Source organism: Endozoicomonas sp. SESOKO1 (assembly GCF_024606265.1).
Classification (GTDB): Bacteria; Pseudomonadota; Gammaproteobacteria; order Pseudomonadales; family Endozoicomonadaceae; genus Endozoicomonas.
In genome coordinates this window covers 1-10,406 of record NZ_JAHHPP010000089.1, presented here as the reverse complement: position 1 = coordinate 10,406, position 10,406 = coordinate 1, and the positions used below count along the sequence as shown (strand labels likewise).

12 protein-coding genes are annotated in these 10,406 nt (G+C 50.8%); 6 read left to right on the top strand and 6 right to left on the bottom strand.

The features are described 5' to 3' along the window. Both KDK13_RS04805 and KDK13_RS04800 read left to right on the top strand, forming a co-directional pair. Positions 1 to 207, top strand: a 207-nt coding sequence (locus KDK13_RS04805) for a hypothetical protein (protein ID WP_257283804.1), incomplete at its 5' end; no start/stop codon positions are given. Positions 208 to 410: 203 nt separating this feature from the next. After that, positions 411 to 1,715: an ankyrin repeat domain-containing protein gene (locus KDK13_RS04800; protein WP_257283803.1), complete on the top strand. Its 1,305-nt coding sequence runs from the start codon at positions 411 to 413 to the stop codon at positions 1,713 to 1,715. 126 nt (positions 1,716 to 1,841) lie between these two features. On the opposite strand, the gene KDK13_RS04795 is transcribed toward KDK13_RS04800, so the two are convergent. The 5 genes from KDK13_RS04795 to KDK13_RS04775 all read right to left on the bottom strand — a co-directional run bounded on the left by KDK13_RS04795 (position 1,842) and on the right by KDK13_RS04775 (position 5,820). Further along, entirely contained in the window at positions 1,842 to 2,420 is a 579-nt protein-coding gene (locus tag KDK13_RS04795; RefSeq protein ID WP_257283802.1) for a disulfide bond formation protein B, read from the bottom strand. 70 nt (positions 2,421 to 2,490) lie between these two features. Then, complete coding sequence (locus tag KDK13_RS04790) at positions 2,491 to 3,132, bottom strand: thioredoxin domain-containing protein (RefSeq protein ID WP_257283801.1); 642 nt, start codon at positions 3,130 to 3,132, stop codon at positions 2,491 to 2,493. A gap of 88 nt (positions 3,133 to 3,220) precedes the next feature. Beyond that, the gene (gene ylqF, locus KDK13_RS04785; RefSeq protein WP_257283800.1) at positions 3,221 to 4,105 is read right to left on the bottom strand and encodes a ribosome biogenesis GTPase YlqF; all 885 of its coding nucleotides are present in this window, start codon (positions 4,103 to 4,105) and stop codon (positions 3,221 to 3,223) included. 239 nt (positions 4,106 to 4,344) lie between these two features. Next, positions 4,345 to 5,097 (bottom strand): tyrosine-protein phosphatase, encoded by a 753-nt coding sequence (locus KDK13_RS04780; RefSeq protein ID WP_257283799.1) that lies wholly within the window; start codon positions 5,095 to 5,097, stop codon positions 4,345 to 4,347. 66 nt (positions 5,098 to 5,163) lie between these two features. Then, positions 5,164 to 5,820, bottom strand: a complete 657-nt coding sequence (locus tag KDK13_RS04775) for a CDP-alcohol phosphatidyltransferase family protein (protein WP_257283798.1) — start codon at positions 5,818 to 5,820, stop codon at positions 5,164 to 5,166. Between the two features lie 265 nt (positions 5,821 to 6,085). Between KDK13_RS04775 and KDK13_RS04770 the strand changes: the two genes are divergently transcribed. From KDK13_RS04770 to erpA, 3 genes are all read left to right on the top strand, one after another. After that, positions 6,086 to 6,862, top strand: coding sequence for a DUF6776 family protein (locus KDK13_RS04770; protein WP_257283797.1), 777 nt, complete (start codon positions 6,086 to 6,088; stop codon positions 6,860 to 6,862). Beyond that, on the top strand, positions 6,834 to 7,283 hold the full coding sequence (locus KDK13_RS04765) for a polymer-forming cytoskeletal protein (protein ID WP_257283796.1): 450 nt from the start codon (positions 6,834 to 6,836) through the stop codon (positions 7,281 to 7,283). Before KDK13_RS04770 ends, KDK13_RS04765 begins: the two co-directional genes overlap by 29 nt. Positions 7,284 to 7,399: 116 nt before the next feature. Beyond that, positions 7,400 to 7,753 carry an iron-sulfur cluster insertion protein ErpA gene (gene erpA, locus KDK13_RS04760; protein WP_257283794.1) on the top strand — a complete coding sequence of 118 codons (354 nt, stop codon included), beginning with the start codon at positions 7,400 to 7,402 and terminating at the stop codon, positions 7,751 to 7,753. A gap of 113 nt (positions 7,754 to 7,866) precedes the next feature. Here erpA and KDK13_RS04755 read toward each other — a convergent pair whose 3' ends face one another. Next, a complete protein-coding gene (locus tag KDK13_RS04755; RefSeq protein ID WP_257283793.1) occupies positions 7,867 to 8,805 on the bottom strand; it encodes an L-lactate dehydrogenase in 939 nt (312 codons plus the stop codon). Between the two features lie 436 nt (positions 8,806 to 9,241). Between KDK13_RS04755 and radA the strand changes: the two genes are divergently transcribed. Further along, on the top strand, positions 9,242 to 10,406 hold a 1,165-nt coding region (gene radA / locus KDK13_RS04750; protein ID WP_257283792.1), incomplete at its 3' end, for a DNA repair protein RadA.

Below are 10,406 nucleotides of genomic sequence, written 5' to 3'. Positions count from 1 at the left end.
GTTATGTTTAATAATCAAACTGCAGGTGGGTTTTATAGTGTTGCTGAGGGGGAGTGCATGTACTGGTCAGGTGAACTATTTGTGAATTTGAATGTCCAATTGCACGGCAGCTTTATACTAAAACGGCTGACCTTAACAGGCTGCTTGTCCACGAATAAAAGTCTCGCCTGGCCCGGAGTGGGGAATGACGACAGAAAAGGAAGATAAAGAGGCTTCCTGTTCCGGTGTTTCCGCAGATAACAGCCCTCAGACCTCCGGGTTCGGTAGATCAGACGAACCATAAACCCACTTGCAGTTTGATTATTAAACATAACGGGGGGCCTCCACGCTTTTTTGCTTCTGTCCAGGGCCACTCAAGCTGGCATTGTTTATTAAATCTTGCCGTTGAATAACTCAGGAGAGTGTAGTCCATGATGAACAGTATCGATGCATCTGCCAACGCCTGTTTACTCTGTGCCAAATCAGCCGGTTCCGACAGTAGCCGTGGCGCGGAAGGGGCATTTGCCGGGCGCTCAATAGTCAAGACAGCGTGCCGTTCGGCGTACCATACTTTTCACCTGGACTGTATAAGCCGACACCTGGACGGGCAATCGGCCTATCCTGAGTTTCGAACCTGTGCTGTCTGTCCGGAGCAGGCACTGCCACTGGTGCAGGTGGCCGGGGAAAAGCTGCCCCCAGCCACCCGTTATTGTGAATCCCCGGACCTGATCGCCTGTCGCAACGGGGATTTGGAAACCCTGCAGGCCACATTGGTGAGAGAGCCGGGAATAGCCCGGCAGCAATATTATTCCGCTGACAATTACTGCAATACCAGCCTATTGCACCTTGCCGCTAAACAAGGCCATGGACGTATACTGAATCTGCTGATCCGTCATCAGGCCGATATCAATGGCATTGAGGATTGTCAGGCTGCCACTCCCCTGCATTTGGCCGCCTTTGGTGGCCACACCAAATGCCTGGAGCTGCTGCTGGCAGCAGGAGCAAATCCGAACGCAACCGACCATTTCGGGTATACCCCCCTGCACAACGCTGTGGAGGAGGGGCACGCCAAGTCTTTGTTGTCACTGATTGATGGTGGGGCCAGTATCGATGCCCTTACTAATCGCGGTCATGCACCTGTGCAAAGAGCTGTTTTCATGGGAGAGATGGAGTGCCTGCAGTTATTGCTCTTCCATGGGGCCAATGTAAACAACGGCAACACCGGAGGCCATACGGCCGCCTTCGATGCCGCCTTTTTTGGTAACCCGGAATTCCTTGAACTGCTGATCGACTTCAAGGCTGATGTCAACACGGCTGAGGTATTTGGTCACACGCTCCTGCACACCGCGGCCGCCAGAGGAAATATCAAATGCATGAATATCCTCATCAACCACGGGGCACGGATCGACGCAGTCAATGACAACGATGAAACGCCCCTGCACAAGGCTGTGTTGAATAACAGCATTGAAGCAGTACAGCTGCTGAACGAAAAAGGGGCCAATATCAATTTCACCGATAATAGTGGTTGGGCACCAGTCCATATTGCCGCCTTTGTAGGCAATGCCGAGATTCTGAAATACTTGCTGGAGCACGGAGCAAACATTAATCTCTTGTGTGACGATGACCAGACCCCGCTGGAACTGGCGACCGAGGAAGGACACACCCACTGCCAGCAGCTGATACAGGAGGTTTTATCGATGACAGGTGAGCCGGACCTGGTGGAAGGTCTCCGTTAACGTATGCTAACGGTCCGATTATTCCGGGGAAGTATGTATCACAGAATTTTACAGCCAGGTGAAAAACAGTGAATTGTTACCCGGCTGGAGGAAAAACATCGACTTTTTAAACCGATGCCTGGTCGATCATGGCTTCCTGAAGAGCGTGGCGTATAGAAAACTGATAATGCAGGTAGCTGCTGCCAGCAGATAAATTGAGAAAATCACTACCATCCACTCTGCCATGTTCAGTGTAAGCAGGGTCCAGTCATCGGCACCACACAGTCCGGTGGGCATAAACAGGGAGGGCCACCATTCATAAAGAGGCAGGTCGAACGGGAAGACCGGGCGGAAGCTGCAGCTGGAAGTAAACGGATTAAATCCGGTGTAGTCTGCCGTTTGCGCAATGGCTTCCTGCAAGCCATAGAGTGCGCCAGCGATCCAGAGACCGTAGCCTGTGATCCTGAAAAACAGATGGGTAGGTGAAATGATGATAACCAATGGGGCAAACATCAACACCAGAACGGCGAGCCGCTGATAGACGCAACGCTCACAGGGATCCATATGCAGAATATACTGAAATCCCAGGGCGCAAAGCTCCAGAAAGAGCGCAGTGGCAAACATAATGAGCCAGGTGACTCGTAAATTTTGCCAGCCATGGATAGTTTGCAGGGGGTTGTCTTGCAAACGTTGAAAGAGGCTATTGGAGTTCTGTTCAGCAGCCAATGGTTGGATCCCTCATGAGAAGTGACCTCAGGCTTGCCGGTTGGGTGACCGGAAAGCCATCAGCACCGTTTTATTTTGTGTCTTCTGCTGGAAGTTTGGTCAGATAGGTGATCAGCGCGTTCAGATCGTCATAAGACTTCAGGCTACCCATGTTGATCAGGTAACGGTTATTCACCATAAAGCTGGGAACGGCATGAACGTAGTCGCCAAATTGTTTCCAGTCCAGTACTTTCCTCATCACCATCAGGTTATTCTGGTTCGCCTCAAAGTCAGACTGCTTCAGTCCGGCCGCTTCCAGGGTCAGGAAGAAGTCTTTATCGTTTCGCCAGTCGCCCTTGCGCTCCACATGAAGGCGATTGAAAAGCGCCTGTTTGACGGAGTCATGGTGCGGTGTGCCCAGGGTCATGGCCAATGCCATGCTAGCCTGTTTGCCATAGGCACCCATAAAGTCCATATGCACCTGCCTGAACTCAATGTTCTGCTGAGCAAGCCAGCTTTTAAGGGGAATCAGTGGTCCTTTCTCCCACTGGTAGCAGCCTCCGCAATAAATGGAAAATAGCTTGGTCACGGTTGGCTGTGGAGTAGGGGCAAGCCCTAAGACTTCATAATGGGTTCCTTCCTGAAACCGGCTTGCATTTTGAGCACTGTCTGTTGCTTTGGCAAAGGACATCATCGGGAATGAAAACATAAGTACCAATAACAGCTTTTTCATCGGTATTATTTTCCTGTAATCCTGTTCAATGGTGTAAATAGAGAGAGGTTAACATTATCCAGAGTTTGGTGTCTGGTAAAGATTCTGGTTATTTTTTAGTCCTTGCCACTTTTGCTGCCTCCATGGCCTTCAGCTGGGCTTCAATCATTGCCGGTGTTTCCAGGGTAATGCGACCCAGCTGGCCATCCCGGAACTCATTGATCAGAATCTCGGCAACCTTATGGGTATCGGCAATGCCACCCCTGCGCATACAGCCCCGACGCTGGCCGATCATATCAAACAGCTCGATTCCGGTTTGCGGGATTTCCTTTAGCTGGTAACGCTGAAGGAGCGCTTCCGGGTAATGCAGCATCATGAACTCGGCCAGATACATGGCAACGTCTTCAAACTCAATCACCGTGTTTTTGATGGCACCGCTGATGGCCAGACGATAGCCGCAATCCTCCGGCTCCAGCTTGGGCCAGAGGAAGCCAGGGGTATCCAGCAAGACAATATTATTGGGCAGTTTGATTCTCTGCTGCTGTTTGGTGACAGCCGGCTCATTACCGGTTCTGGCAACCGTGCGGCTGGCCAGAATATTGATGGTGGTGGACTTGCCCACATTGGGGATACCAAGGATGATGGCCTTCAGCTGGCTGACCTCCAGGTTTCGTTCAGGAACCATGGCGGGAGCCATAGCCAGAATGCTGCGAATTTTGTCCGGCTGCTGCAGATTGACGGCAATGGCCTTCATGCCGGAAGTGCGGTTGATATGGTCTACCCACTGCTGCGTCACCGCCGGGTCCGCCAGGTCACTTTTGTTCAAAATCTTGATGCAGGGGGTGTCCTTACGCAGGGAGGAAACCATCGGGTTCTCACTGCTGAAGGGGAGCCGGGCGTCCAGCACCTCAATGATAAGATCCATCTTTGGTATCACTTCACGGATCTCTTTTTTGGCCTTATGCATATGGCCGGGATACCAGTTTATTGCCATTGTTTTATTGCCATTGTTGGATCTATCTTGCCTGGTTGAAAACGCATTATTTTACTATGTAACGGGTGCGCCAAAAAACACCAATGTTAAAACAATAAACGATAGTGACCGAACAGTTATGGCGGGTATGCGCTAATAAATAGTGGAGAGAATGCTTACAGGACTAAAGGAATGTGCAGCAGGATCTGGCACCTGGTTTTTTCAGGTGTTTTTTTAAGTTGTGTTAACGGGCGCTTCATTCAATAGATGGTGCCGACACTTTGAATCCCTTTACTATCCCTCAGGTAATAGGCGATCCATTTCAGTCCTCTTTTTTGCAGGGACTTAACCGGTCGTCCTGCAATCTCCTCGGCTTCCTCAATCACCTCAAGGTAGCTTTTGCCCAGGAACTGCATCTGGTAGGCGCCAATGACCATGCCTGTCCGGTCACTGCCAGCCTGACAGTGAACAAAGATGGCTACAGGCCTGCTTTGCTGCTGATTGAGCAGGTTTCTGAGCTTGTCTACAAGGCTGTATACATCACCGATAAAGGGCAGGTTGAGCATGATCTGGAGAACTGACCCTGGATAATAATCAGGATTGGAAACCGCGCCATAAACCGGGTAGTGGATCAGATGTACCAGATCCGGGTTGGTTTGGGTAAACGCCTGCTCGAGTTTCAGTAGATGACTTTCAGCGAGCTTGCTGATCAACGAAATATCAAGAACAAAGATGTCCTCGGGAAGTGTTGTCTCAAGTTGCTCTGTACATCTCAGGTTCATGGTGTCAATAATCTCTTTAAAGGCAAACTGACCGTTGATAATGGGCATATTGCCCCGGAACAGGTAGTTTCCGGACTCCGGATCATAGTCAACCAGTCGTAGCTTCCGGGGGGTGAATGTCACTTCTTTTTTAGGTTTAGGCCAGTAAGCTGCCGACGATAAATTGCCAGGTATGAAGCGTTGCGGGGCAGTGTTGCCCACAGTTGCCAAAGCGAGCAGAACCAGTACCAAGATGAGCCGCCTGAAAATAGTCATGATGATTTGCATTTAAAGTGGAATAAAAAGTGGAATAAAACATCAGACTGTTTTCTGTGCTGAGAGTTTCAATGAATCTTTTGCTTTCTCTGCCTGATCAATACTGTGATAACCAGACCAGACTCTGAGAACCGTTGTCAACATGCAGATGGCGGCAAACCCCAGGGCCAGTTGCGGAAAATAACCGGGCAGCAGGCAGAACAGGACAAATAGCAGGATGGTTTCTGTTCCCTCTGCCAGGCCACCCAGGTAATACAGGGATTTATGCTTGAAGTGCGGGTCTGACAGCTGATGTTTCCCAGCCATGATGGCATAGGCAAGAAAGCTGGCTCCGGTGCCCATAAATGAGAAAATCAGGACGCATGCAGCCAGCGCATTCTCTGCCGGTGATGCCAGGGCAAACCCCATAACAATGGCTGAATAGAAAATAAAATCCAGGGTTATGTCCAGAAATCCGCCGGCGTCTGAGGGGCTGGCCAGTCTTGCCAGTGCCCCATCAAGGCCATCCAGCAGCCGGTTACCAATAATCAGCACCAGCGCCAGTGAGTAGAACTCAAAGGCCAGTAAAGGGACTGCCATCATGCCAAACAGAAAGCCGGTGATGGTTACCTGATCCGGCTTGATGCCATGATGTTGCAATTGCAACGCAACTGTTCTCAGCGGTGACTGTATGAGTGGGGCTGTCCATTTATCGAGCATGAAGTAATAGCAGGCTGTGTTGGTGAACGGAATAACCCCATCATACCGCTGGCTTTTTCCTGTGCCAAACCGGTTTGTTTGTTATGTTTTTTGGGCTTGTGTTTGTGTATAGTCCCGCAGTTAAGTTATTCGGGATAGGGTCCATCCTTTTAATCAAGCCACTGGTCTTTAGGCCGTGGCTTGATCAGGCCCTGTTGGCATAAGGTTGCAGGCTCATCGGCTCATTGATTAACAGGGCCATGAGCCATGGTCAGGAATAAGGTGGATGGCTTTGCATCCCGATAGTAAAAAACTCAGGGTTGTACATCATGACCCGAAACGAGATCACTTAATTCGAATTTTTCTATTGGTTTTTATTGCTTTGCTGGGTGGTTTTGCCTATTGGTATGGTGGTAGCCATGCAGCCCGGAATCTGGAACAGGTTCGGCAGCAGAATGTCAGCCTGCAGAGCAAGGCCAGCGTGTTGGAGGAAGAGAATAAAGAGTTCAGGCAGCGGCTGGGAATTCTGGAAACTGCCAGCAAAATCGATCGTGAAGCGGTCAATCATGTCCGCTTGCTGGTGAAACAGCTGGAGGAAGAAAAAGAGCAGCTGCACAAAGAGCTGACCTTTTTCAAAAGCATTCTGGCTCCGGAAGACATGTCCACCGGAGTTCGGGTAGCAGGCTTCAGTTTGCTCAAGGAGGAAGAACCCGGCCATTACCGTCTTCGGCTGGTTATTTCCCAGGTGGCGAGAAGTAACCCGTTTCTGAAGGGAACGCTATCAGTATTACTGATTGGCGAGAAAGACGGCAATGAACAGACCATACCGCTGCAGGAGCTGATAGCATCGGATCAGATGATACCCCGTTTGGGATTCCGTTACTTTCAGGCCCTGCCGAGTGACAAAGAGTATCTTGATTTCACTGTACCGGAAGGTTTTCAGCCGGAGGAAGTCAAGGTTATGGTGCAGATCACCAGTGGCATCAGACAGACTTTTGAAGAAATTTATCAATGGGATAAGGAGCTGTTAGCGGATGTTCGGCAAGAGCAAGACAGCGGGTAACGTTGCCAGTAACCAGGGCAGTACGACGCTCATATCGTCAGAAACCATTATTTCCGGTGATATTCACTTTTCCGGCGCTGTGCATATCGAAGGGCGTGTGAAGGGCAATGTTTCAGCAGATCAGGGTCTTTTGACCATTGCCCATAGTGGTAGTGTGGAAGGAGATGTTCGTGTCCAGCGTGTGGTCGTCGATGGCCATGTTCGTGGCAATGTGTTTGCTGAAGAACATCTGGAGCTTGCTTCCAGGGCAGTGATTAACGGTAATGTGTTTTACAGCGTTATAGAGATGACCAAAGGTTCCCAGGTAAATGGCAGCCTTGAGCATCACCCCAACGGTGTGCCTGTGGGCCCCCAGCCGCTGCTGGAGCGTTCTGCCGAAGAGGTGTCCGCGGGTGAAGTGATCGACGCAGCGGATAGTTGACGGTAATAGTTGGTTACTCGGATAATAGCCGACTGATGAGTAAATGACGGGTCGCAGCCTTGACAGGCTATCAGTGAATGATAGCCATGAGCCAGGGCGGCGGCACGGGAGGGTCAATGAGCGTAGTTGAAACAGTGATACCCGAGCCAATCAGTGTTACGGAAGCTGCTGCCCGCAGGGTGAGTGAATTGCTGGCAGATGAAACCGAAGAAAATCAAAGGCTCCGGGTCTATGTTACCGGTGGCGGTTGTTCCGGTTTTCAGTACGGCTTCACGTTTGACAGTGACCTTGCTGATGATGATACCTTGATTATCAAAGATGGCGCACCGGTTGTGGTTGATTCCCTGAGTTACCAGTATCTGGTGGGCGCTGAGATTGACTATGAGGAAGGGCTGGAAGGTTCCCGTTTTCTGGTTAAAAACCCCAATGCCAAGTCTACCTGTGGCTGCGGGTCTTCATTTTCGATATGAACGAATAGCCTGAAACATCCGGCAGGGCTTTTGGCAATCACGAAAAGCACAAAGGAAAACCTTCGCCTGCGCTCTTCGTGATCGTTATGGTTTACAGCTGTTGAGAAAATAATTTATACCAGCTGGTTCATAGAGTCCTTAAGGGTGCCTGCTGAATGTTGAATACCCGCCAGTTCCTCTTCATCCAGTTTTGGGGCAATAATACTCTCCACTCCTTCACTGCCAATAACGGTTGGCAGGCTCAGGCAGATATCGCTGATGCCGTATTCGCCATTCAGCCGAACAGTGACCGGAAGAACACTTCGCTGATTATTGCGTACCATGCGAATGATGTAGGCAATAACCAGACCAATAGCCCAGTTGGTGTAGCCCTTGTTGGCAATGATCTCGTAAGCGGCTTTTCTGACCCTGGTGACCACGCCCGTCAGGGCTTCCTGATCGTATTCACGACCATTAATCGTATTGCCTCTGATGGCAAGCCCGGCAATGGCAGCTGAACTCCAGACGGGTACTTCAGAGTCACCGTGTTCCCCAAGAATATACGCGTGAATGGACTGGGGTGAGACATCATAGTAGCTGGCAAGCAGGGTTCGAAAGCGGGATGTATCCAGCAGGGTTCCGGTGCCAATCACCAGGTTGTCAGGACGATGGCTCAGTCTTTGCATGGCATGGGTGAGAATATCCACCGGGTTGCTGGCAACCAGTAACATGGCTTCCGGTGCGTACTGGTCAAGCTCTCTGGCAATCATTTCAAATACGTTGATGTTTCGCTGCAGCAGTTGCAGTCGGCTTTCATCCGGGCCGGACTGGCTGGCACCGGCGCAGATGACGATGATGCCCGCGCCTTTCAGGCTGGAAAAGTCACCGGAGGTGACCTCGCAGCGCCCGACCAGTGGCTGGCCGTGCATCAGGTCAAGTGCTTCCCCATAGGCTCTGTCGAGATTTTTATCCACAAGAACAATTTCATTGGCGAGCTTCTGCTGAAACAGGGAGTAGGCGGCAGCCATACCAACAAAGCCAGTGCCGATAATGCCGATTTTATTCGTATTCATGGTGAGTGCCTGTGTCTTTGGCGTATGCGCTGACAACCATAATCTGACATGGGTGCATACCTCAAGAAAGTGGGGAGTGAAGAGTTTGATTTATGCATAATAAAAACGCACAGCTCTATAAAATTTGAATCACCTTCAGTACAAAGTTTCATCAGCGTTAATTTAGTCTGACTTTGTTGCATTTGGTAGTAACTGAAAAAAAGAAGGGAACCACAAGGATTTTTCCCGTACTTGTCCGGGTTGCGATAAACCAACAATAGAAGGCCTCCTTTGGCGTGAAAAATATTTTGCGTAACCATTTTTTATCTCTGAGGGTGGCGCAAAATATTTTCACGCACCATGGGCATTTGTGGCTCAAAACAGAATGTTTGTTATGGGTCACACTGAGCAGTTAGACTGAGTTCATTTACGCAAAGACTTTACGCAAAGACTCTACATGGCAAAAGCAAAATCCCGAAAAGCATACGTCTGTACTGAATGTGGCAGTGAAGCCGCCAAGTGGCAGGGACAGTGTCCGGACTGTAAAGCCTGGAACACCTATAAAGAAGTCAACCTCGGACCGGCCGCCTCGCCATCCATTGCCGCCAGTAACAAGGCCGGCTTTGCCGGTGCGCTCTGCGAGCTGAAAACTCTCAGCGAAGTGGATGTTGAAGAAGCCCCCCGCTTCTCCAGTGGTATGACGGAGTTTGACCGGGTGCTCGGTGGCGGTTTTGTCAAAGGCAGCGCGGTGCTGATTGGTGGTCACCCGGGGGCCGGTAAAAGTACCATCCTGCTGCAGGTGCTCTGCCATGTTGCCCAGTCCATGAATGCCCTGTATGTCTCTGGTGAAGAGTCATTGCAGCAGATTGCTGCCCGTGCCCAGCGGTTAGGGTTGCCCACCAGTAACCTGAAAATGCTGGCGGAAACCTCCGCAGAAAATATCGTCGCGGTAGCAGAGCAGGAAAAGCCCGGCATTATTGTCATCGACTCTATCCAGGTGATGTACATGAACGGAGTGGACTCCGTGCCTGGTGGTGTTGGCCAGGTCAAAGAATCCGCCGCTTTCCTGACCCGTTATGCCAAACAGAGCGGCACGGTATTGCTGATTGTTGGCCACGTCACCAAAGACAACTCCCTGGCTGGTCCAATGACCCTGTCCCATATCATTGATACCCAGATCATGCTGGGCAATACCGATGATTCCCGCTTCCGGATGATGCGGGCCACCAAAAACCGTTTTGGCCAGGTGAACGAGCTGGGTATTTTCGCCATGACTGAAACCGGCATGAAGGAAGTGAAAAACCCGTCGGCTATTTTCCTCTCTCGAACCCAGGAGGCGACTTCGGGCAGCATTATTTCTGTCCTGTGGGAAGGTACCCGACCTCTGCTGGTGGAGATACAGGGCCTGGTGGTGGAATCGCAACTGGGAAACCCTCGTCGTGTAACCGTTGGTGTGGAACAGAACCGCCTGGCCATGCTGCTGGCTATTCTTACCCGGCACGGTGGCATTTTTACCAGTGACCAGGATGTGTTCCTGAACGTGGTCGGTGGCGTCAAGATCACAGAAACCAGTGCTGACCTGGCCAGTTTGCTGACCGTGGTTTCCAGCCTCCGGGATACAC